Source organism: Stutzerimonas urumqiensis (genome assembly GCF_003640395.1).
Classification (GTDB): Bacteria; Pseudomonadota; Gammaproteobacteria; order Pseudomonadales; family Pseudomonadaceae; genus Stutzerimonas; species Stutzerimonas urumqiensis.
The window spans coordinates 177,793-200,735 of the sequence record NZ_RBZQ01000004.1; the positions used below are offsets into that span (position 1 = coordinate 177,793).

General features: G+C 65.7%; 20 protein-coding genes. 13 read left to right on the forward strand and 7 right to left on the reverse strand.

The window, feature by feature from the left end; all coding sequences use genetic code 11:
- From nuoE to D7325_RS09235, 11 genes are all read left to right on the forward strand, one after another.
- Positions 1–495, forward strand: coding sequence for an NADH-quinone oxidoreductase subunit NuoE (gene nuoE, locus D7325_RS09185; RefSeq protein WP_120995257.1), 495 nt, complete (start codon positions 1–3; stop codon positions 493–495).
- A complete protein-coding gene (gene nuoF, locus D7325_RS09190; RefSeq protein ID WP_120995258.1) occupies positions 492–1,853 on the forward strand; it encodes an NADH-quinone oxidoreductase subunit NuoF in 1,362 nt (453 codons plus the stop codon). The genes nuoE and nuoF overlap by 4 nt, the downstream gene beginning before the upstream one ends.
- Positions 1,854–1,966: 113 nt before the next feature.
- Complete coding sequence (gene nuoG / locus D7325_RS09195; protein WP_120995259.1) at positions 1,967–4,696, forward strand: NADH-quinone oxidoreductase subunit NuoG; 2,730 nt, start codon at positions 1,967–1,969, stop codon at positions 4,694–4,696.
- Entirely contained in the window at positions 4,693–5,685 is a 993-nt protein-coding gene (gene nuoH, locus D7325_RS09200) for an NADH-quinone oxidoreductase subunit NuoH (RefSeq protein ID WP_120995260.1), read from the forward strand. Before nuoG ends, nuoH begins: the two co-directional genes overlap by 4 nt.
- A gap of 12 nt (positions 5,686–5,697) precedes the next feature.
- Positions 5,698–6,246 (forward strand): NADH-quinone oxidoreductase subunit NuoI, encoded by a 549-nt coding sequence (nuoI, locus tag D7325_RS09205; RefSeq protein ID WP_120995261.1) that lies wholly within the window; start codon positions 5,698–5,700, stop codon positions 6,244–6,246.
- A gap of 108 nt (positions 6,247–6,354) precedes the next feature.
- On the forward strand, positions 6,355–6,855 hold the full coding sequence (gene nuoJ, locus D7325_RS09210) for an NADH-quinone oxidoreductase subunit J (RefSeq protein WP_120995262.1): 501 nt from the start codon (positions 6,355–6,357) through the stop codon (positions 6,853–6,855).
- Between the two features lie 4 nt (positions 6,856–6,859).
- Positions 6,860–7,168, forward strand: coding sequence for an NADH-quinone oxidoreductase subunit NuoK (nuoK, locus tag D7325_RS09215; RefSeq protein ID WP_120995263.1), 309 nt, complete (start codon positions 6,860–6,862; stop codon positions 7,166–7,168).
- Positions 7,165–9,009 (forward strand): NADH-quinone oxidoreductase subunit L, encoded by a 1,845-nt coding sequence (gene nuoL / locus D7325_RS09220; RefSeq protein ID WP_120995264.1) that lies wholly within the window; start codon positions 7,165–7,167, stop codon positions 9,007–9,009. The genes nuoK and nuoL overlap by 4 nt, the downstream gene beginning before the upstream one ends.
- 21 nt (positions 9,010–9,030) lie before the next feature.
- Positions 9,031–10,563 carry an NADH-quinone oxidoreductase subunit M gene (gene nuoM / locus D7325_RS09225; protein ID WP_120995265.1) on the forward strand — a complete coding sequence of 511 codons (1,533 nt, stop codon included), beginning with the start codon at positions 9,031–9,033 and terminating at the stop codon, positions 10,561–10,563.
- 6 nt (positions 10,564–10,569) lie between these two features.
- The gene (gene nuoN, locus D7325_RS09230; RefSeq protein WP_120995266.1) at positions 10,570–12,039 is read left to right on the forward strand and encodes an NADH-quinone oxidoreductase subunit NuoN; all 1,470 of its coding nucleotides are present in this window, start codon (positions 10,570–10,572) and stop codon (positions 12,037–12,039) included.
- Between the two features lie 50 nt (positions 12,040–12,089).
- Complete coding sequence (locus tag D7325_RS09235) at positions 12,090–12,596, forward strand: copper chaperone PCu(A)C (protein WP_120995267.1); 507 nt, start codon at positions 12,090–12,092, stop codon at positions 12,594–12,596.
- 101 nt (positions 12,597–12,697) lie between these two features.
- Here D7325_RS09235 and D7325_RS09240 read toward each other — a convergent pair whose 3' ends face one another.
- Together D7325_RS09240 and gorA are read right to left on the reverse strand one after the other, a co-directional pair.
- Entirely contained in the window at positions 12,698–13,345 is a 648-nt protein-coding gene (locus tag D7325_RS09240; protein ID WP_120995268.1) for a trimeric intracellular cation channel family protein, read from the reverse strand.
- 4 nt (positions 13,346–13,349) lie between these two features.
- Complete coding sequence (gene gorA / locus D7325_RS09245; RefSeq protein ID WP_120995269.1) at positions 13,350–14,708, reverse strand: glutathione-disulfide reductase; 1,359 nt, start codon at positions 14,706–14,708, stop codon at positions 13,350–13,352.
- A 67-nt stretch (positions 14,709–14,775) separates the two neighbouring features.
- Between gorA and D7325_RS09250 the strand changes: the two genes are divergently transcribed.
- On the forward strand, positions 14,776–15,198 hold the full coding sequence (locus D7325_RS09250) for a VOC family protein (RefSeq protein ID WP_120995270.1): 423 nt from the start codon (positions 14,776–14,778) through the stop codon (positions 15,196–15,198).
- Between the two features lie 40 nt (positions 15,199–15,238).
- Here D7325_RS09250 and galU read toward each other — a convergent pair whose 3' ends face one another.
- Both galU and D7325_RS09260 read right to left on the reverse strand, forming a co-directional pair.
- The gene (gene galU, locus D7325_RS09255) at positions 15,239–16,078 is read right to left on the reverse strand and encodes a UTP--glucose-1-phosphate uridylyltransferase GalU (protein WP_120995271.1); all 840 of its coding nucleotides are present in this window, start codon (positions 16,076–16,078) and stop codon (positions 15,239–15,241) included.
- Between the two features lie 233 nt (positions 16,079–16,311).
- Positions 16,312–17,499 (reverse strand): hypothetical protein, encoded by a 1,188-nt coding sequence (locus tag D7325_RS09260; RefSeq protein WP_120995272.1) that lies wholly within the window; start codon positions 17,497–17,499, stop codon positions 16,312–16,314.
- A 149-nt stretch (positions 17,500–17,648) separates the two neighbouring features.
- Between D7325_RS09260 and D7325_RS09265 the strand changes: the two genes are divergently transcribed.
- Positions 17,649–18,002, forward strand: coding sequence for a hypothetical protein (locus D7325_RS09265; protein ID WP_162988028.1), 354 nt, complete (start codon positions 17,649–17,651; stop codon positions 18,000–18,002).
- Between the two features lie 25 nt (positions 18,003–18,027).
- On the opposite strand, the gene D7325_RS09270 is transcribed toward D7325_RS09265, so the two are convergent.
- The 3 genes from D7325_RS09270 to D7325_RS09280 form a co-directional block, all read right to left on the reverse strand.
- Positions 18,028–18,297 (reverse strand): hypothetical protein, encoded by a 270-nt coding sequence (locus D7325_RS09270; protein ID WP_120995274.1) that lies wholly within the window; start codon positions 18,295–18,297, stop codon positions 18,028–18,030.
- Between the two features lie 63 nt (positions 18,298–18,360).
- Complete coding sequence (locus tag D7325_RS09275) at positions 18,361–19,839, reverse strand: efflux transporter outer membrane subunit (RefSeq protein WP_120995275.1); 1,479 nt, start codon at positions 19,837–19,839, stop codon at positions 18,361–18,363.
- A complete protein-coding gene (locus tag D7325_RS09280) occupies positions 19,836–22,940 on the reverse strand; it encodes a multidrug efflux RND transporter permease subunit (protein ID WP_120995565.1) in 3,105 nt (1,034 codons plus the stop codon). Before D7325_RS09280 ends, D7325_RS09275 begins: the two co-directional genes overlap by 4 nt.
- Positions 22,941–22,943: the final 3 nt, after the last annotated feature.

A 22,943-nucleotide genomic window follows, 5' to 3' on the forward strand; every position in this document is an offset into this window, starting at 1 on the left:
ATGAGCACGCTTATTCAGACAGACCGTTTCGCCCTCAGCGAAACCGAGCGCTCGGCCATCGAGCACGAGATGCACCATTACGAAGACCCGCGGGCAGCCAGCATCGAGGCGCTCAAGATCGTCCAGAAGGCGCGCGGCTGGGTTCCTGACGGCGCCGCCGATGCCATCGGGGCGATCCTCGGCATTCCGGCGAGCGATGTCGAAGGCGTCGCGACCTTCTACAGCCAGATTTTTCGCCAGCCCGTCGGCCGGCACATCATCCGCGTGTGCGACAGCATGACCTGCTTCATCGGCGGGCATGAATCGATCCTGGATGCGATCGGACAGCAGCTTGGCATCGCGCCGGGGCAGACCACGGCGGACGGCCGCTTCACGCTGATTCCGGTGTGCTGCCTTGGCAATTGCGACAAGGCGCCGGCGCTGATGATCGACGACGACACCTTCGGCGACGTGCGCGCCGATGGCGTGGCTGCCCTGCTGGAGGCCTACCCATGAACCAGCGCATCCTCGCTTCCCTCGGTCCGGCAAATCGCGTTGCCCGCAACGAGGAAACCCACCCGCTGACCTGGCGCCTGCGTGACGATGGCCAGCCGGTCTGGCTCGATGAATACCGGCAGAAGAACGGCTATGCGGCGGCCCGTAAGGCACTGGGCGAGATGGCGCAGGCCGACATCGTGCAGACCGTCAAGGAGTCCGGCCTGAAGGGCCGTGGCGGCGCGGGCTTTCCCACCGGCGTGAAATGGGGGCTGATGCCGGCTGACGAGTCGCTGAACATCCGCTACCTGCTGTGCAACGCCGACGAAATGGAGCCCAACACCTGGAAGGATCGCCTGCTCATGGAGCAGCTGCCGCACCTGCTGATCGAGGGCATGCTGATCAGCGCGCGCGCCTTGAAGGCCTACCGCGGCTACATCTTCCTGCGCGGCGAGTACGTCGACGCGGCGCGCAACCTCAATCGCGCCATCGAGGAAGCCAAGGCGGCCGGCCTGCTGGGCCATAACATCCTGGGCTCGGGCTTCGATTTCGAACTCTTCGTCCACACGGGCGCCGGTCGCTACATCTGTGGCGAAGAAACCGCCCTGATCAACTCGCTGGAAGGCCGTCGCGCCAATCCGCGCGCCAAGCCCCCCTTCCCCGCTGCCGTCGGCGTCTGGGGCAAGCCGACCTGCGTGAATAACGTCGAGACGCTCTGCAATGTCCCGGCGATCGTCGGCCATGGCGTCAACTGGTACAAATCGCTTGCCCGCCCGGGCAGCGAAGACATGGGCACCAAGCTCATGGGGTTCTCCGGCAAGGTCAAGACACCCGGCATCTGGGAGCTGCCCTTCGGCATTACCGCACGCGAACTGTTCGAGGATTACGCCGGTGGTATGCGCGACGGTTACCGCCTCAAATGCTGGCAGCCCGGCGGTGCCGGTACCGGGTTCCTGCTGCCCGAGCACCTCGAAGCGCAGATGTACGCCGGCGGGATCGCCAAGGTCGGCACGCGCATGGGAACCGGACTGGCGCTGGCGGTGGACCACACCATCAACATGGTGTCGCTGCTGCGCAACATGGAAGAGTTTTTCGCCCGTGAATCCTGTGGCTGGTGCACACCGTGCCGTGACGGCCTGCCGTGGAGCGTCAAGCTGCTGCGTGCGCTCGAACGTGGTCAGGGCCGGCCGAAGGACATCGAAACCTTGCTGCACCTGGTCGACTTCCTCGGCCCGGGCCGCACCTTCTGTGCCCACGCACCCGGCGCGGTCGAGCCCTTGGGCAGTGCGGTGAAGTACTTCCGCGACGAGTTCGAAGCCGGCGTCGCGCCGGTACCTGCGGCGAGCCCGACCAGCCAGCCGGCGGTGATCGGCCAGTGAATTGACCGCCGCAACGAGCGAGGGACGTTGGCCGTCGCCATTTCCCCTCGTCTCGATGCGCCGGGACCGTTTTCCATTAGCCAGGCCCGCTGCGGCGGGTGAGTAGAAACCTTATGGCCACAATCCATGTAGACGGCAAAGCCTATGAGGTCGATGGAGCCGACAACCTGCTGCACGCATGTCTGTCGCTCGGACTCGACGTTCCCTATTTCTGCTGGCATCCGGCGCTGGGCAGCGTCGGCGCCTGTCGCCAGTGTGCGGTCAAGCAGTACCAGGACGAAAACGACACCCGCGGTCGGCTGGTGATGTCCTGCATGACACCCGCGAGCGACAAGACCTGGATCTCCATCGACGACGAAGAGGCCAAGGCCTTCCGTGCCAGCGTCGTCGAGTGGTTGATGATCAACCACCCTCACGATTGCCCCGTGTGCGAAGAAGGTGGCCACTGCCACCTGCAGGACATGACCGTGATGACCGGTCATAACCAGCGCCGCTACCGCTTCACCAAGCGCACGCACCAGAACCAGGAGCTCGGCCCGTTCATCGCCCATGAGATGAACCGCTGCATCGCCTGCTACCGCTGCGTGCGCTATTACAACGATTACGCCGGCGGCACCGACCTTGGCGTATTCGGCGCCCATGACAACGTCTATTTCGGGCGCGTCGAAGATGGCGTGCTGGAAAGCGAGTTCGCCGGCAACCTCACCGAGGTCTGCCCCACCGGCGTGTTCACCGACAAGACCCACTCCGAGCGCTACACCCGCAAGTGGGACATGCAGTTCGCGCCGAGCATCTGCCACAACTGCTCGGCCGGCTGCAACATCAGCCCTGGCGAGCGCTACGGCGAAATTCGCCGTGTGGAAAACCGCTTCAACGGCGACGTGAACCATTATTTCCTCTGCGATCGCGGTCGCTTCGGTTACGGCTTCGTCAATCGCAAGGACCGTCCGCGACAGCCGGTGATGATGCTCAGCGGCATGAAGATGGGCGTGGACGCCGCGCTCGATCAGGCCGCCGCCCTGCTCAAGGGACGCACGGTGATCGGCATCGGCTCGCCGCGTGCGAGCCTGGAGAGCAACCACGCCCTGCGCGAACTCGTTGGCGCCGAGAACTACTACACCGGGATCGCCGCGCAGGAGCTGGCCAACCTCCAGCTCATCTGCCAGGTGTTGGAGACCGGCCCGCTGCCGACCCCGTCGATGCGCGAGATCGAGGCGCACGACGCCGTGTTCGTGCTAGGCGAGGACCTCACCCAGACCGCCGCGCGGCTCGCCCTCGCCCTTCGTCAGGCGGTCAAGGGCAAGGCGACCGAAATCGCCGCCGCGGCGAAGATTCCCGAGTGGCACCAGGCGGCCGTCCAGAACGTTGCGCAGCAGGCCCGCAGCCCCCTGTTCATCGCCAGCGTCAGCGAGACTCGCCTCGATGACGTCGCGACCCAGAGCGTGCAGGCAGCCCCGCAAGACCTCGCCCGGCTGGGATTCGCCGTCGCCCATGCGATCGACCCGAGCGCTCCGGCCGTCAGTGGCCTCGAGCCGGAAGCCGCGGCGCTTGCCCAGCGCATCGCCGACGCGCTGCTGGCGGGCCAGCGCCCGCTTATCGTCTCCGGGGCGTCACTCGGTTCGCGGGACGTGATCGAGGCGGCCGCCAACATCGCCCAGGCATTGAAGAACCGCGAGAAGAACGCCTCGATCAGCCTGGTGGTGCCGGAAGCGAACAGCATGGGCATCGCCATGCTGGTGGCCGACGATCAAGGCGACAAGTCCGTCGACGCCGCACTGCAAGCGCTGACCTCGGGCCGTGGCGATGCCCTGCTCGTACTGGAAAACGACCTGTACCGGCGGGCGCCGGTCGCAGCGGTGGATGCGGCACTGGCCGCCGCCAAGATCGTCATCGCGGCGGACCATCAGATCACCGAAACCGCGAAAAAGGCTCATCTCGTGTTGCCGGTCGGCAGCTTCGCCGAGAGCGACGGCACGCTCGTCAGCCAGGAAGGCCGCGCCCAGCGTTTCTTCCAGGTGTTCGACCCAAGCTATTACGACAGCGGCAACCTCGTCCGCGAGGGCTGGCGCTGGCTGCATGCACTCCACGCAACGCGGCAGAACCAGCCGGTCGACTGGACCCAGCTCGACCAGGTGACCGAGGCCTGCGCCGCGGCTCATCCGCGCCTGGCCGGCATCCGTGGCGCGGCGCCCAAGGCCGATTTCCGCATCCGCGGCATGAAGCTCGCCCGTGAACCGCACCGCTACAGCGGCCGTACCGCCATGCGCGCCAACATCAATGTCAGCGAGCCCCGCCAGCCGCAAGACAGGGACTCGGCGTTCGCCTTCTCGATGGAAGGCTATGCCGGCAGCGCCGAAGACCGCCAGCAGATTCCCTTCGCCTGGTCGCCGGGCTGGAACTCGCCGCAGGCCTGGAACAAGTTCCAGGACGAAGTCGGCGGCCACTTGCGTGCCGGCGATCCGGGCGTTCGGTTGATCGAACCCACGGGCGAGCGGAACACCTGGTTCGCCGTCAACCCGGCCTTCGCACCGGAGAAGGGGCAATGGCAGGCGGTGCCGCTGCATCACCTGTTCGGCAGCGAGGAAACCTCCGCGCGGGCCGCACCGATCCAGGCGCGCATGCCGGAACCCTACGTGGCATTGAACAAGGCCGAAGCCGATCGCCTGGCGGTCAACGAGGGTGCGCGCCTGACGCTGAGCCTGGATGGCCAGACCCTGCATTTGCCGCTGCGAATTCTCGATGACCTTCCGCTCGGCGTGATCGGCCTGCCGGTCGGGCTGGCCGGCATTCCCGCCGTCTTCGCCGACGCCCGAGTCACCGACATCCAGGAGGCGGCGCAATGAGCTGGCTGACCCCCGAACTGATCGACGTCATCGTCCAGGTCCTCAAGGCCATCGTCATCCTGCTGGTAGTCGTGGTCAGCGGCGCGCTCCTCAGCTTCGTCGAGCGGCGACTGCTCGGCCTCTGGCAGGACCGCTACGGCCCGAATCGCGTGGGGCCGTTCGGCATGTTCCAGCTGGGTGCGGACATGCTGAAAATGTTCTTCAAGGAGGACTGGACGCCTCCGTTCGCCGACAAGCCGATCTTCACCCTGGCGCCGGTGGTGGCGATGAGCTCGCTGCTGATCGCCTTCGCCGTGGTGCCGGTGACGCCGACCTGGGGCGTGGCGGACCTCAACATCGGCCTGCTGTTCTTCTTCGCGATGGCCGGGTTGACGGTGTACGCCGTGCTCTTCGCCGGCTGGTCGAGCAATAACAAGTTCGCCCTGCTCGGCAGCCTGCGCGCCTCGGCGCAGACGGTCTCGTACGAGGTGTTCCTCGGGCTTTCGCTGATGGGCATCGTGGCGCAGGTCGGCTCGTTCAACATGCGCGACATCGTCGAGTATCAGCAGGAACACCTGTGGTTCATCATTCCGCAGTTTCTCGGCTTCGCCACCTTCTTCATTGCCGGCGTTGCGGTGACCCACCGCCATCCGTTCGATCAGCCCGAGGCCGAGCAAGAGCTCGCCGACGGTTATCACATCGAATATGCCGGCATGAAATGGGGCATGTTCTTCGTCGGCGAGTACATCGGCATCGTGCTGATCTCGGCGCTGCTCACCACCCTGTTCTTCGGCGGTTGGCACGGCCCGTTCCTGGACGCCCTGCCCTGGCTGTCGTTCTTCTGGTTCGCGCTCAAGACCGGCTTCTTCATCATGCTGTTCATCCTGCTGCGCGCGTCGATTCCGCGTCCGCGCTATGACCAGGTGATGGCCTTCAGCTGGAAGTTCTGCCTGCCGCTGACCCTGATCAACCTGCTGGTGACCGGCGCGCTCGTGCTGGCCGCGCAGTAAGGAGTAACCGATATGTTCAAGTACATCGGCGAGGTGCTGCATGGCACCTACACCCAGTTGCGCAGCCTGGTGATGGTGTTCAGCCATGCCTTCCGCAAGCGCGACACGCTGCAATATCCCGAGGAACCGGTCTACCTGCCTCCCCGCTATCGCGGCCGCATCGTGCTGACGCGCGACCCCGACGGCGAAGAGCGTTGCGTGGCCTGCAACCTATGTGCGGTGGCCTGCCCGGTCGGCTGCATTTCGCTGCAGAAGGCCGAGACCGAGGATGGTCGTTGGTATCCGGAGTTCTTCCGCATCAACTTCTCGCGTTGCATTTTCTGTGGCCTGTGCGAGGAGGCCTGCCCGACCACCGCGATCCAGCTGACGCCGGATTTCGAGATGGGCGAATTCCAGCGGCAAGACCTGGTTTACGAGAAGGAGGATCTGCTGATTTCAGGCCCCGGCAAGAACCCGGACTACAACTTCTACCGTGTCGCAGGCATGGCCATCGCCGGCAAACCCAAGGGTGCGGCGCAGGCCGAAGCCGAACCGATCAACGTCAAGGGGCTGCTGCCATGACCTTGCGCGGCTCGATTCCTTCCTGCGCGGCCGTCGCTCTCATGCGGCGCGCCATCGAGGTGCCCGTTTGCCGGGTGCGCCACGTACACGTGCCGAGGACCTGACCTCATGGAATTCGCTTTTTATTTCTCCTCCGGGGCGGCGGTGGTCGCCACGCTGCGGGTGATCACCGCCAGCAACCCGATACACGCCCTGCTCTATCTGGTGGTGTCGCTGCTGGCCGTGGCCATGTGCTTCTTCAGCCTGGGCGCGCCCTTCGCCGGCGCGCTGGAAATCATCGTCTATGCCGGCGCCATCATGGTGCTGTTCGTGTTCGTGGTGATGATGCTCAACCTGGGACCGACGACCTCTTCGCAGGAGCGAGCCTGGCTGACGCCGATGGTCTGGATCGGCCCATCGGCGCTGTCGCTGGTACTGCTGCTGCAATTGCTCTGGACGCTGTTCGCCGCGCCCACCCACGCACCGCTCGCGCTGACCAGCGTCGGACCGAAGGCCGTCGGCGTCTCGCTGTTCGGACCCTACCTGCTGGCCGTCGAGCTGGCCTCACTGTTGCTGCTGGCCGCGCTCGTCGCGGCGTACCACCTCGGCCGCCACGAAGCGAAGGAGTGAGACCATGACAAGCATTCCCCTGGAACATGGCCTGGCGGTCGCGGCGATCCTGTTCTGCCTGGGCCTGGTCGGCCTGATGGTCCGGCGCAACATCCTGTTCATGCTGATGAGCCTGGAAATCATGATGAACGCGGCGGGGCTCGCCTTCGTCGTCGCGGGCAGCCGCTGGGGCCAACCTGACGGCCAGATCATGTTCATCCTGGTGATCACGCTCGCTGCCGCGGAGGCGGCGATTGGCTTGGCGATCCTGTTGCAGCTGTATCGCCGCTTCAACACCCTCGATGTCGATGCTGCAAGCGAGATGCGCGGATGAACCTCTTATTCCTGACCTTCGTTTTCCCGCTGCTCGGCTACTTCCTGCTGGCCTTTTCCCGCGGCCGGCTGTCCGAAAACCTTGCAGCCACCATCGGCGTGGGCTCGGTGGGCCTGTCGGCCCTGATCACGGCCTGGATCATCTGGCAGTTTAACGTCGCGCCTCCGGCCGGCGGCGCGTACACCCAGGTGTTGTGGCAATGGCTGAACGTGTCCGGGCTGGAGGCCGATTTCGGCCTGCATCTGGACGGTCTGTCGCTGACCATGCTCGGCGTGGTGACCGGCGTCGGCTTCCTCATTCACCTGTTCGCCAGTTGGTACATGCGCGGGGAGGAAGGCTATTCGCGCTTCTTCGCCTACACCAACCTGTTCATCTTTAGCATGCTGCTGCTGGTGCTGGGCGATAACCTGCTCCTGCTGTATTTCGGCTGGGAAGGCGTGGGGCTGTGCTCCTACCTGCTGATCGGCTTCTATTTCAGCGAGCGCAAGAACGGCAATGCGGCGCTCAAGGCGTTCATCGTCACCCGTGTCGGGGACGTGTTCATGGCGTTCGGCCTGTTCATCCTGTTCGTTCAGGTGGGCACGCTCAATATCCAGGAACTGCTGGCCATGGCGCCCGAGGCGTTCCGTCGCGGCGACCTGTGGATCACCCTGGCGACCCTGGCGCTGCTCGGCGGCGCCGTCGGCAAGTCCGCCCAGCTGCCGCTGCAGACCTGGCTGGCCGACGCCATGGCCGGTCCGACGCCCGTATCGGCGCTCATCCATGCCGCGACCATGGTGACCGCCGGCGTCTACCTGATCGCCCGCACGCACGGCCTGTTCCTGTTGGCTCCCGACGTGCTCGAACTGGTCGGTGTCGTCGGCGCCGTGACGCTGGTGCTGGCTGGCTTTGCCGCGCTGGTACAAACGGACATCAAGCGCATCCTGGCCTACTCGACCATGAGCCAGATCGGCTACATGTTCCTCGCGCTCGGTGTCGGCGCCTGGGACGCGGCGATCTTCCACCTGATGACCCACGCGTTCTTCAAGGCGTTGCTGTTCCTCGCTTCCGGTTCGGTCATCCATGCCTGCCACCATGAGCAGAACATCTTCCGCATGGGCGGGCTGTGGAAGAAACTGCCGCTGGCCTACGCGAGCTTCATCGTCGGCGGTTCGGCGCTGGCCGCGCTGCCGCTGATCACGGCGGGCTTCTACTCCAAGGACGAGATTCTCTGGGAGGCCTTCGCCACCGGCCACAACGGCTTGCTCTACGCTGGCCTGCTGGGCGCCTTCCTGACCTCGATCTACACCTTCCGGTTGATTTTCATCGCCTTCCACGGCGAGGCGAAGACCGATGCCCATGCGGGGCACGGGCTGGCCCACAACCTGCCGCTCGGCGTGCTGATCGTGCTGTCCACCTTCATCGGCGCGCTGATCACGCCGCCGCTGGCGGGCGTCCTGCCGGAAAGCTTCGGCCATGCCGGCGGCGAAGCGAAGCACAGCCTGGAGATCGCCTCCGGTGCCATTGCGCTGGCCGGCATCCTGCTCGCCGCGGTGTTGTTCCTTGGCAAGCGGCAGATCGCCCAGGCGATTTCCCGGAGCCTGCCGGGACGCCTGCTTTCGGCCTGGTGGTTCGCCGCGTGGGGCTTCGACTGGCTGTACGACAAGGTCTTCGTCAAGCCCTACCTGTTCCTGTGCTGGCTGCTGGGTTGGGACCCGGTCGACGTCTCGATCGGCTTGGTGCCCCAGACCGCCCGTGCCGGCAACGCCCTGCTGAGTCGCACCCAGACCGGCCAGCTGCGCTGGTACGCACTGTCCATCGTCGGTGGCGCGGTACTGCTGCTCGGCATCGTTCTGCTCTGAATTGCGCAAGGACCCTTTACCGTGATTCTGCCCTGGCTAATCCTGATTCCCTTCATCGGCGGGCTGCTCTGCTGGCTGGTCGAACGCTTCGACCAGACGCTGCCGCGCTGGATCGCCCTGCTGACGATGTCACTGCTGTTCGGCCTCGGCCTGTGGCTCTGGGCCACCGGCGACTACAGCCTGGCGCCGGCCCCGGATGCCGGCGCCAACTGGGCCGTCGAGTTCAAGTACGTCTGGATCGAGCGATTCGGCATCAACCTGCACCTGGCGCTCGACGGCCTGTCGCTGCTGATGGTCCTGCTGACCGGTCTGCTCGGTGTGCTATCGGTGCTCTGCTCCTGGAAGGAAATCCAGCGCCACGTCGGTTTCTTCCACCTCAACCTGATGTGGATTCTCGGCGGCGTGGTGGGGGTGTTCCTGTCCCTGGATCTGTTCCTGTTCTTCCTGTTCTGGGAAATGATGCTGGTGCCGATGTACTTCCTCATCGCGCTCTGGGGACACAGTTCCAGCGAAGGCAAGCGCTCGCGCATCAATGCGGCGACCAAGTTCTTCATCTACACCCAGGCGAGCGGCCTGGTGATGCTGGTGGCCATTCTCGGGTTGGTACTGGTGCACTACCACGACAGCGGCGTGCTGACCTTCGACTACGCCCTGCTGCTCGATGCCCAGCTTGACCCGGCCATCGAGTACCTGCTGATGCTCGGGTTCTTCATCGCGTTCGCGGTGAAGTTTCCCATCGTGCCCCTGCACGCCTGGCTGCCCCATGCGCATGCCCAGGCGCCGACGGCCGGTTCGGTCGACCTGGCGGGCATCCTGCTGAAGACGGCGGCCTACGGCATGATCCGCTTCGCGCTGCCGCTGTTTCCCAATGCTTCGGTCGATTTCGCGCCGATCGCGATGGTCCTGGGCCTGGTCGGCATCTTCTATGGCGCGCTGTTGTCCTTCGCACAGACCGACATCAAGCGCCTCGTCGCCTACTCCAGCATCTCGCACATGGGCTTCGTGCTGATCGGCATCTATTCCGGCAGCGAGCTCGCCCTGCAGGGCGCGGTGGTGCTGATGATCGCGCACGGTCTGTCAGCCGCGGCGCTGTTCATCCTCTGTGGCCAGCTGTACGAGCGGCTGCATACCCGGGACATGCGCGAGATGGGCGGCCTGTGGTCACGGCTGCGCTGGCTGCCGGCGCTCAGTCTGTTCTTCGCGGCGGCTTCGCTGGGCCTGCCGGGCACGGGCAATTTCGTCGGTGAGTTCGTCGTGCTCTTCGGCGCGTTCGAGCGCATGCCCTGGATCGTGGTCATAGCGACCTTCGGCGTGGTCCTCGCGTCGATCTACTCGCTGGCGATGGTGCACCGCGCGCATTTCGGACCGGCCAAGGCGCAAGGCGCATTGCCCGGGATGGATGCCCGCGAGCTCGGCATGATTCTGCTGCTGGCGGTGCTGCTGGTGCTGCTGGGCGTCTATCCGCAGCCGGTGTTCGATACCACGCAGGCCAGCATGAACGGCGTCCAGCAGTGGATCACCACGGCTCTCTCCCCTCTCGCTTCGATCCGGTAGTCGCGCATGGAACTCACACAACAACACTTCATTGCCCTGCTGCCGCTGCTGCTCGCCAGCGCGACGCTCGTGACCGTGATGCTGGCCATCGCCTGGCGCCGCAGCCACGGCTTGAGCTTCGTGCTGAGCGCGATCGGCCTGACGGCAGCGCTGCTCTCCATACCGATGGCGCGTGAAAGCGGCGTCGCGGGCGTCACCTCACTGCTGTTGCTCGATGACTTCGCCTACTTCCACAGCGCGCTGATCCTGGTGTCGACGCTCGCCTGCATGACGCTGGCGCACGCCTACCTTGGCGAGAAGCCTGGCGCCGACGGCTTTCCCGGCAACCGCGAGGAGCTGTACCTGCTGCTGACGCTGTCGGCGACTGGCGGCATGGTACTGGTCAGTGCCCAGCACCTCGCGGCGCTGTTCGTCGGCCTGGAGCTGCTGTCGGTGCCGGTCTACGGACTGGTGGCCTACGCCTTCTTCAGCCGGCGCTCGCTGGAGGCTGGCATCAAGTACATGGTGCTCTCGGCCGCCGGCAGTGCCTTTCTGCTGTTCGGCATGGCCCTGCTCTATGCCGAGTCCGGGACGCTCGCTTTCACCGGCATCGGCGCCAGCCTCGCGACGCACCTTGCCTCACCGCTGGTGCAGACGGGTGTCGTCATGATGCTCATCGGCCTAGCCTTCAAGCTGTCGCTGGTGCCCTTCCATCTCTGGACGCCCGACGTGTACGAGGGCGCGCCGGCGCCGGTCTCCGCCTTTCTCGCCACGGCAAGCAAGGTGGCGGTGTTCGCGGTGCTGCTGCGCCTTTACCTGATGTCGCCGGCAACCGGTGACGGCTGGCTGACCGACGCGCTGACGGTGATCGCCATCGCGTCGATCCTTGGCGGCAACCTGCTGGCCCTGAACCAGAGCAATCTCAAGCGCCTGCTCGGCTACTCGTCGATCGCCCACTTCGGTTATCTGCTGGTTGCGTTGATTGCCAGCAATGGCTTCGCCGTCGAGGCGGTGGGCGTCTATCTGGTGACCTACGTGCTGACCAGCCTGGGGGCGTTCGGCGTGGTGACGCTGATGTCCAGCCCCTACAACGGGCGCGACGCCGATGCGCTCTACGAGTACCGCGGCCTGTTCTGGCGGCGCCCCTACCTTACGGCCGTGCTGACCGTGATGATGCTGTCGCTGGCCGGCATTCCGCTGACCGCGGGCTTCATCGGCAAGTTCTACATCATCACCACCGGTGTCGAATCCCAGCTGTGGTGGCTGCTCGGTGCGCTGATCATCGGCAGCGCGATCGGCCTGTATTACTACCTGCGTGTGATGGTCACGCTGTACCTGGTCGAGCCGGGTATCCGTCGGCATGATGCCCCGCAGGATTGGGGCCAGCGTGCCGGCGGCATCATGCTCATGGCGATCGTGATTCTGGCGCTGTTCCTGGGCGTATACCCCCAGCCGCTGCTGGAACTGGCCCAACAGGCCGGTTTCGCGGCGCTCTGACCGAACGACCCTGCCGCCCTTTCGGGCGGCCTTTGCATGAGGATGCCGATATGCGCATGCAGCTTTTAGCCCTTGGTCTGGCCGGCGCCATGATCGCGCCGGTGACGTTCGCTGATCATGCCGGACACACCGGTGCTCACCATGCCGTTGCCAGCGGCGAGGCCGTCTCGATAAAGGACGCCTGGGCACGCGAGATGCCGCCCGGCTCGCCCGCCACCGCGGCCTACCTGGGCATCCACAACGGAACCGACCAGCCGCGCAGGCTCATCGGCGTCAGCAGCACGGTCGCGGAAAAGGCCGAGCTGCACACCAGCCGGCGCGAGGGCGACATGGTCCGGATGGAGCGGCTCGAGGCGATCGAGATTCCTGCGAACGGCGGCGTCGAGCTCGCACCTGGCGGCCATCACGTGATGCTGATGGGGCTCGAGCGCCCGCTCGCTGCCGGGGATACCTTCAGCTTGACGCTGGAATTCGCTGACGGTGAGACCCGTGCCGTCGACGTCGAGGTGCGGGGCCAGGCCCCCGGCGACGCGCACGGTGCGCACGCGGATCACTGAGGTGAGGTGGCGGCCGTGCCGCCTACCTCGATGCGCATGATCGAAACCCTTACGACGGCGCCGGCTGCGCCAACCGTGGAGCGTCAGCCGGCTGAGGCCGATCAGCCGCGCGGCTGATCGGAAGACTTGTCCAGATCCAGCAGGTGGAAGCGCGGCAGCGCGAGATGCCAGCGGATCGCGGCCAGGCGGATGAGCAGCACGGTCAGCATCGCCAGCCCGGTATCGACCCAGTGGGGCGTGCCCATCTCCCGCAGCAGGATGAACGCCAGCGAGCCGGCCAGGCAGGCGGTGGCGTAGATCTCCTTCTGGAAAATCAGCGGAATCTCGTTGCACAGCACGTCGCGAATGACCCCGCCGGCCACCCCGGTCATCACGCCCATGATCAGCGCCGTGCTGACCGGCACTTGATGCTGCAACGCCACCTCCGTCCCGATGACCGTGAACACCGCAAGACCGAAGGCATCGGAAACCAGCAGGCCGGTTTCGTGGATCGGCCGGGTCACGCGCACCCAGAGCACCGTCCCGATCGCTGCCAGCGACGCGACGATGATGTAGCCGTCGTCGCGAATCCAGCTCACCGGATGGTTGTCGAGAATGACATCGCGCAGCGTCCCGCCGCCGAGCGCGGTGACGACCGCCATGACCAGCACGCCGAACAGGTCCATCGATTTGCGGCCCGCCATCAGCGCGCCGGTGATGGCGAAGACCGCGACGCCGAACAGGTCGGCTACGTAGAAAAGGGTCTCCATGTCGTCAGATTGCCGTGGGAATGCGCATGGTGACGAACTCTTCGGCGGCGGTCGGATGAATCCCGATGGTTTCGTCGAACTGCCGCTTGGTCGCACCGGCCTTCAGCGCGATGGCGAGCCCCTGCATGATCTCGCCCGCTTCGGGGCCGGCCATGTGGCAACCGAGCACGCGGTCGGTGTCGGCATCAACGACCAGCTTCATCAGGCTGCGTTCCAGACTGCTGGTCATGGTGAGCTTCATGGGGCGGAAACGGCTCTCGAACACCACTACCTTGTGGCCCGCGGCGCGCGCCTCCTCTTCGGTCAGGCCAACGGTCGCCATGTTCGGCAGGCTGAACACGGCCGTCGGAATGTGCGCGTAATCGACCGGACGGTACTGCTCGGGCTTGAACAGGCGACGCGCAACGGCCATGCCTTCGGCGAGCGCAACCGGCGTCAGCGGCACCTTGCCGATCACGTCTCCGATCGCCAGGATCGAGGGCGTCGAGGTCTGGTATTGCTCGTTCACCCGAATGAAGCCCTTGTCGTTCAGCGGGACATCGACGTTTTCCAACCCCAGGTTGTCGAGCATCGGCCGACGGCCCGTCGCATACAGGACGCAGTCGGCGACCATGACACGCCCGTCTTTCAGGGTCGCCTGGATGGCGCCATCCTCCAGTCGATCCAGCCGCGCGATGTCCGCATTGAATTGCAGGTCGAGGTCTTTCTTGATCAGCTCGTCCTTCAGGTGATCGCGCAGGGACAGATCGAAGCCCCGCAGGAACAGCTCACCGCGATACAGCAGTCGCGTTTCGGCCCCGCAGGCATTGAAGATCGAGGCGAACTCCACCGCGATGTAGCCGCCGCCAACCACCAGTACGCGTTTCGGCAGGCGCTCCAGGTAGAAGGCCTCGTTCGACGTGATGGCCAGTTCTCGCCCCGGCACGTCCGGCACGAACGGCCAACCGCCCGTGGCGATGAGAATGTGCTCGGCGGTGTGGCGACGGCCGTCGACCTCGACCGTATGCGGATCGAGAATCGTCGCGTGCGCTTCGAGCAGGGTCACGCCGCTGTCGGTCAGCAGCTTGCCGTAGATGCCGTTCAGGCGCTCGATTTCACGGTTCTTGTTGGCGATCAGCGTCGGCCAGTCGAAGGTCGCGCCGTCGATCGACCAGCCGTATCCCTGCGCCTCGCCGAGGTCCTCGGCATAGTGGGCGCCGTAGACGAGCAGTTTTTTCGGTACGCAACCGACGTTGACGCAGGTGCCGCCCAGGTAGCGGCTTTCGGCGATGGCCACGCGGGCGCCGAAGCCCGCCGCGAACCGAGCCGCGCGTACGCCACCGGAGCCTGCGCCGATGACGAAGAGATCGAAGTCGTAAGCCATGAGTCTATGTCTCCATGCAGGCGCGTAGCATAACGAGCGCGCCCGGCCCAATCATAGGAGCACGTGCATGCCCACCCTTACCCACGTCGCGCTGCATGTCCCGGACCTCGAGGCAAGCATCGCGTTCTTCCGACGCTATTGCGGCATGGAGGTGTTTCACGAACGCCCCGGCAAGGGCTCCCGCATCGTCTGGATGGCGGAACCCGGCCGCGAGCGCGAGTTCATCTTCGTGATCATGCCGGGCGGCCAGCCTCGCGCCGAACAGCCCGGCGACTATGGGCACCTTGGCTTCGCCGTTGCCAGCCGCGAGGAGGTCGACGCGATTGCCGAGCGCGCCCGCGCCGATGGCTGCCTGCTGTGGGAGCCGCGGGACGAGCCCTTCCCCGTCGGCTACTACTGCGGCGTGCGCGATCCATCCGGGCAATACGTCGAGTTCAGCTATGGCCAACCGCTCGGACCCGGCGCGCAGGATCTGCCGAGCCCCGAATGAAAAAGGCCACCCGAGGGTGGCCCTGTTCGCCGCGCAGGCCTCAGAAGGCCTTGCCGGTCAGATAGAAGTTCTCGTAGCAGAAGTTGGTTGCCGCGATGTACCCCTCGGCGCTGCCGCAGTCGAAGCGCTGGCCTTTGAATTTGTACGCCAGCACGCAACCGTCCTGGGCCTGACGCATCAGCGCGTCGGTGATCTGGATCTCCCCGCCCTTGCCCGGCTCGGTCTGCTCGATGAGTTCGAAGATGTCCGGCGTCAGGATGTAGCGACCGATGATCGCCAGGTTGGAAGGTGCGTCCTCGGGCTTGGGTTTCTCGACCATGTGGCTGACGCGGAAGATGTCGTCACGGATCATCTCGCCGGCGATCACACCGTACTTGCTGGTCTCTTCCGGCGGCACTTCCTGGATGGCGACGATCGAGCAGCGGAACTGGTTGTACAGCTTCACCATCTGCGCCAGCACCGGATCGCCGTCGACATTGATGCAGAGGTCATCGGCGAGCACGACGGCGAAGGGTTCGTCGCCAATCAGCGGACGCCCGCTGAGAATCGCATGGCCCAGGCCCTTCATCTCGACCTGGCGGGTGTAGGAAAAGCTGCACTCATCGATCAGGCGGCGAATCCCGACCAGGTACTTTTCCTTGTCGGTGTTGCGGATCTGATGCTCCAGCTCGTAGCTGATGTCGAAGTGATCTTCCAGCGAACGCTTGCCGCGGCCGGTAACCACGGAAATCTGGTTGAGCCCTGCGGCCAGTGCCTCCTCCACCCCGTACTGGATCAGGGGCTTGTTCACCACGGGCAACATTTCCTTGGGCATCGCCTTGGTGGCAGGCAGGAAGCGCGTTCCATAGCCGGCCGCTGGGAAAAGGCATTTCTTGATCATGTGAGTCCTTGAGTGAAATTCCAGTTTTGACGCAGTGCCTGAGCTTCAGGCGATAGCTGCCTTGCGGTGAGCGATCTCACGCCATGACCGCGACAGAAGCGAGGGCCAGGACAGGACCGTATCGCTACGACCACCAATCGTCGTTGGGGTTCGCCATCATCGACACGAACGGATGGACGACCCCCGCGGCGGGCTCTAGCGTGGGGCCGCCCGAGGGAAATGTCCATGCGCCATCAGTCGCCGATAATGGTGATGGTGTTCGAAACCGGGAGGTCCTTGACGGACTGCACCTGGGCCAGCAACTGGGTGATGATCGACAGCACCTCGCCGGAGAAGCCAGCGGCCTCGCCGAGCGGAATGGCGTAGTCGGTATCGGCGAAGGTGGTGCGGACGGCCGCGTCTTGCGTCAGCAGCGGATCCCGCCAGACGACCATCAGCGGCTTGGCCCCCGATGCGCCGGGAATGTCGAGGGGGCGGCCCAAGGCTTGCTGGACACCGATCAGGTCGCCGAGGTAGTCGAGTATCTCGGCCAGCGATCGCGTGTCGAGCCGAATCGTTCCGAGCTCGGGGGTCCGAAACGTCACCTGCGCGGTACCGGTGCTGCCGAAGAACGTCGGATCGGTCACCTCGTAGCGCCGCGGCGCCGCGGCACCGGCGCACTGGGCCTGCTTGAACAGCGCTTCATGCGGCGCGGCGAAACAGAACCGCGCGCTCTGGGCTATCTGTCTGAGCTGGTAACGGTTTTCCCCGACCTTCTCGATGGTCATCTTCTCCTTGCGGACTGCCAGGATCTGATCGAGGGTCGGCGGCTTCTTCAGGCGCAGTTCCGGCCCGTAGTCGCGCACGAGGGTGACGCTTTCAGTGGTCAGCCCCTGCTCTATCAGGCGCTTGAGCAGCTTCTGGAACAGGTCGAATTGTTCAAGGTTCTCCGGGTCGTTGCGAAAGACCTGGTTGCCGTTGGCGCCGGAAATCACGACCTGCTCGAGAAAGAGCGACAGCACCAGTTGCGTCGTCCTGTCCTGCCGCAGGTAGAAGTCCAGCGTGCGGGTGTCGACCGGCGCAACGTAGCCGCGATAGAACTCCTGGTTGCCTTGTGTGGACACCTCGAACGAGGGGCCCTGCTCGATCGACATGTGCGGGTTGAAGCCGAAACTGGACGTCGCATCGCCGCCGAAGGGCAGGTTCAGGTTCGCGCCGGCATAGATGCGGCTGCGCCCACGGATGGTCGCCAGGGTCGTGAAATGCGCCGGCAGGGAGAGGCTTCGGCGAACGATGTTCAGCAGCAACGCCTGGTCCTGCAGCGTGCCGTACTCGCGGTTGATGTCGCTCATCGAGGCCGACAGGCGCTTGCCACCCGTGCAGCCCGCCAGTAACAGGAAGATCAAGGCCAGCGTCATCAGACGCATGCCGGAGCGGAGCATTCGCGGGTCCTTCTGGCTGGTTTCGGCAAACCGGCAACGGCCGGGAATGCTTCGACTGCCATGACGGCCTCTTGGTGCCCGCGTGTCGCACTTCGGGCACGGCGACCTGTCGAGATAGGACACCTGACTGATTTCGACGGCTTTATATGATGCGCGCCTTCCACCTGCTGCCGATTGCCCTGCTCGCCGGATGCGCCGCGACGCCGGAGCAGTTCACCGAGGACGAAGTTGCACGCGCGGCGAAGGTGAAGGCCTATTCGGCCTCATCGATCGCGCCGGTGCATGAGGTGATCGGCCCGGTGCGCAGCAACTCCTGCGACAGCGGCTCGTTCGAGCGCTTCCACGGAACCCAGGGCGAGGCGATCTGGCTGCTCAAGTTGCAGGCCGCGCGCCTGGGTGGCGACCTGGTGGTCGACTACCGCTGCCGCACACGCACGCTGGACCCGATCAGCCGATGCCTCGAGTCCAAGCGCTGCGAAGGCCAGGCGGCGGTTCGCGACTAACGGCGAGCGGCCATCAGCGTGGCGACTACTTGCCGTCGAGCTGTTCCTGCATGCGCTTGATTTCGCCCTCGAGGTGGTTGCCCCAGTCGTCGCCCAGGTATTGCGCCAGGCTCGTCAGCGCCTCGACGTTGACGCCGCGGCCATGCTCGATGTCCAGCCGGATGGCGTTATTGATCGCAGTCATCCACACGATGATGTCTCGTCCGCTGCGTAGAAAATCCAGCGCGTCGTCGGCGACGTGGGCAGCGCTGCGCAGGGCGGCGACATTGGTGATTACCTTCAGCTCGGTGGTCATCGGTGGCTCCTGATGGGCCGTGAACGGCCCTCGAACCCCTGTGGTCGAGCAGCCTCGTCGAGGTTATCTGCCGGCCTCTGCGCCGGCTTGAGGCTGTTCGTCGGCTACCGGCGCACCATCGGCCAGGTTGGCGACCTGCCAGCCTCCGCCCAGCGCGGCGATCAGTTGCACGCTGGTCACCAATCGATCCCCGAGCAACGCAAGGTTGGTGCGCTCGGTGTTCAGCGCGTTGGTCTGCAAGGTCGCGACGCTCAGGAAATCGACGATCCCCGCCTGATACTGGTTCTGGATAAGGCGCAGGGAATCCTGCGCGGCCTCCAGGGCCTCCTGCTGGATCTGCGCCTCCTCGCCGAGGACCCGCAGCTGCACGAGGTAATCCTCGACCTCGCGAAACGCATCCAGCACCGTCTGGCGATAGGTCGCGACGGTTTCGTCATAGCTCGCCTCGACGCGCTCGAGCTCGGCCCGCCGGCCGCCGAAGTCGAGCAACGTCAGCGCCATCGACGGCCCGAGGCTCCAGAAGCGATTGGGCACGCTGATCAGATCGGCCACGGCGCTGTTGCTGTAGCCACCGCTGGCCGAGAGCGTCAGGTCCGGGTACCAGGCGGCCTGGGTGGCGCCGATCAGCGCGTTCGCGGCGATGACGTCCTGTTCGGCGGTGGCGATGTCCGGGCGGCGTTCGAGCAGCTCGGAGGCCATGATTCGAGGAACGTCCGGCAGCTCCGGGACGTCTTCGCGCACGGCGATGTCCAGCTCCGAAGGCGGAACGCCGACCAGGACGGCGATGGCATGTTCCAGCTGCGCGCGCTGCCAGAGCAGATCGACCGCCTGCGCCTGTGCGCTGCGCAACTGCGCCACCGCCTGGGTGACGTCCGACTTGGGGGCGATACCGGCGCGGTACTGATTCCGGGTGAGTTCAAGCGAGCGCTCGTAGGCGTCGATGGTGGCGGCGAACAGCCGGCGCTGCTCGTCCAGAACGCGCAGCTGCATGTAGGTCTGCGCCAGCTCGGCCTGAAGGCTCAGCCGCACCGCGGCCAGGTCTGCCTCGCTGGCGAGCGCGTTGGCCCGGTTCGCTTCGAGGGTGCGACGCAGCCGTCCCCAGAGGTCGAGTTCCCAGGAGGCGTTGATGCCAAGCTCGTAGTTTTCCGAGACGCTGGAGCCCGTGCTGACGCTGGTGGTACGCGAGCCCTGCGCCGCGCGCGTCACGCCGGCGCTGGCGCCCACCGCCGGGAACAGCTCCGAGCGCGCCCCGCGTACCAGCGCTCGTGCCTGGCGATAGCGGGCCTCGGCGGCGGCGAGGTTCTGGTTGTCGACGTTCAGCCGCTCGATCAGCCCGGTCAGTACCGGATCATCGTAGAGCAGCCACCACTGGCTGCTGTCCAGCGCATGGGGGGTCGCCGGCTTCCAGCCTTCGGCCTGCTTGAACTCGGCGACGACCGGCGTCTGCGGTCGCTGGTAGTCCGGCCCCAGGGTGCAGGCGCCAAGCGATGTGGCGACCAGCAGCGCCGCGAGGGTTCGGATCGGTACGGGCAGTGGCGTCATAGCGGTGTGTCCAGGGCGGCATCGGTACGGGCGCCGCGCCAGCGGTTGAAGCGGTGGCGCAAGCGATCGAAATACAGGTAAACGACAGGCGTGGTGTAGAGCGTCAGCACCTGACTGAGCAGCAGGCCGCCGACGATGGTAAGGCCGAGCGGCCGGCGCATCTCGGCGCCCTCGCCGCTGCCGATCAGTAACGGCACGGCACCCAGGATCGCCGCCATCGTGGTCATCAGGATCGGCCGCAGGCGCAGCAGGCAGGCGCGACGGATGGATTCCTCGGGTGCGAGTTTTTCGTCCCGCTCGAGTTGCAGCGCCAGATCCACCATGAGGATGGCGTTCTTCTTCACCACACCGATCAGCAGGAACAGGCCGAGCAGCGAAAACAGGCTGAACTGCCCGCCGACCAGGATGATCGCCAGCAAGGCACCGACGCCGGCCGAAGGCAGCGTGGACAGAATCGTCAGCGGGTGGATGTAGCTCTCGTAGAGTACGCCCAGCACGATATAGACCAGCAGCAGCGCGCCGAGGATCATCAATGGCTGGCTTTCCTGCGCCTGCTGGAAGGCGTCGCCGGCGCCGCCGAGACGGCCCTGCACGTCGCTCGGCAGGCCGATCGCCGCCACGGCCCGCTCGATGGCCAGCGTCGCCTCTTCCAGCGTCACGTCCGGCGCCAGGTCGAAATCGATGTTCTCCGCGGCGAACTGGCCGTCGTGCTGGACGCGGTCTTCCTCCAGGCTGCGCTCGTAATGGGCGAACGCCGACAGCGGCACGCGGCTGCCGTCCTCGGCGATGACGTGGATCTGGTCGAGGACCGTCGGGTAATCGGCGTAGCTCGGGTCGATCTCCATCACCACCTGGTACTGGTTCAAGCGCTCGTAGATGGTCGATACCTGCCGCTGGCTGAAGGCGTTGTTGAGCAGCGTGGTCACGGTGCTCATGTCGATGCCGAGCCGCTTGGCCGCGTCGCGATCGACCTCGAGGGTGATCTGCTGGGCGCCCTCGCCTTCATTGGCGTCGATGCTGGTCAGCTCGGGCAGCTTCATCAGCGCCTGCGTCACGCGCGGCGTCCAGGTTCGCAGGTCGTTCAGGTCGCCGGCCAGCAGCGTGTAGGCGTACTGCGAGCTGCTCTGGCGTCCGCCACCGAATTGCAGGTCCTGGTCGGCCATCAGGAACATTCGCCCACCCGGTACCTTGGGCTGGTTGCGACGGATGCGCTCGATCACCTCCTGCGCCGACAGGTCTCGCTCGTCCAGCGGCTTGAGCCGCACGATCATGAAGGCGTTGTTGATGCCGCCCCCGCCCCCGACGAAGCCGGCGACGCTCTCGACCGCCGGATCGGCCAGGATGGCCTGGCGGTAGATTTCCATCTTCGGCTGCATGACCTCGAAGGACAGCCCGTCGTCGCCGCGGATGAAGCCGGTGAGCTGGCCGGTGTCCTGCTGCGGCAGGAAGGTCTTGGGCACCTGGACATACAGCACGATATTCAGCGCGATGGTCGCCAGCAGGGTCAGCAGCGTGATGCGTCGATGGCGCAGCGCCCAGCTCAGCGAGCGATCGTAGTGCCTGAGCAGCCACTGGTGCGCCCGGTGGCTGACGCGGTGCAGTCGTCCCTCGCTGGCGGCGTCGTGCGGCTTGAGCCAGCGCGCGCAGAGCATGGGGGTCAGCGTCAGGGACACCAGCAGCGACACGAGAATGGCCGCCGCCAGCGTGATGGAGAACTCGCGGAACAGCCGCTCGACGATCCCGCCCATGAACAGGATCGAGATGAACACCGCGACCAGCGACAGGTTCATCGACAGCAGCGTGAAGCCGACCTCCCGCGTGCCGCGGTAGGCTGCCTGCAACGGGCTCATTCCGTCGTCGATGTGCCGCGCGATGTTCTCGAGCACGACGATGGCGTCGTCGACCACGAGCCCGGTCGCCAGGATCAGCGCCATCAGCGACAGGGTGTTGAGCGAGAAACCCAGCAGGTACATCACGGCGAAGGTGCCGATCAGCGAGACCGGCACGGCCAGCGCCGGGATCATCGCGCTGCGCAGGCGGCCGAGGAACAGGAACACCAGCACCACCACCAGCGCGACGGCGATAAGCAGCGTGCGCTCGGCTTCGTGCAGCGTGGCGCGGATGACCGGCGAGCGGTCCATCGCCACGTCGAGCTCGACGCTGGCCGGAATCACCGCCCGCAGCGAAGGCAGCTCCGCGCGGATGCCTTCGATGGTCTCGATGATATTGGCGCCGGCCTGGCGATTGATGATCACCAGCACGGCCGGCTCGTTGTTGAAGAAGCCGGCGTTGTAGCGATCCTCCACGGCGTCGCGCACCTCGGCGACGTCCCGCAGGCGCAGCGTGGCGCCATCCTGGTGGCGGATGATCAGCGGGGCGTAGTCGCTGGCCTGATGGAGCTGGTCGTTCGCGCCGATCTGCCAGTGACGGCGCTCGGTCTCGACGGCGCCCTTGGGCCTGCGCACGTTGGCCTCGGTAATGACCTGGCGCACCTCGTCGAGCGATACGCCGTACTGCTCCAGCTGCCGCGGCTGCAACTCGATCCGTACCGCCGGCAGCGAGCTGCCACCGACCTGGACCTCGCCGACGCCCGGCACCTGCGAGAGCTTCTGCGCCAGGAGGGTCGAGGCGACGTCGTAGAGCTGGCCCTTGCTGAGCACGTCGGAGGTCAGCGACAGCACCATGATTGGCGCCTGCGCCGGATTGATCTTGCGGTAGCTCGGCATGCTGCGCATGCCGCTGGGCAGCAGGTTGCGCGACGCATTGATCGCCGCCTGCACGTCTCGCGCCGCGCCGTTGATGTCACGGTCGAGATCGAACTGGATGATGATCCGCGTGTTGCCCTGCGCGCTGCGGCTGGTCATTTCGTCGACGCCGGCGATCGTGCCGAGCGCGCGCTCCAGCGGCGTCGCGATACTTGAGGCCATGATCTCCGGGCTGGCGCCCGGCAGGCTGGCGGTGACGGTGATCACCGGGAAATCCATGTTGGGCAGCGGCGCGACCGGCAGCAGCCGAAAGCCCAGCAGGCCGACCAGCAGGATGGCGGCGCTGAGCAGCATGGTCGCCACCGGGCGGGCGATGAAGGGGGCCGACAGGTTCATCGA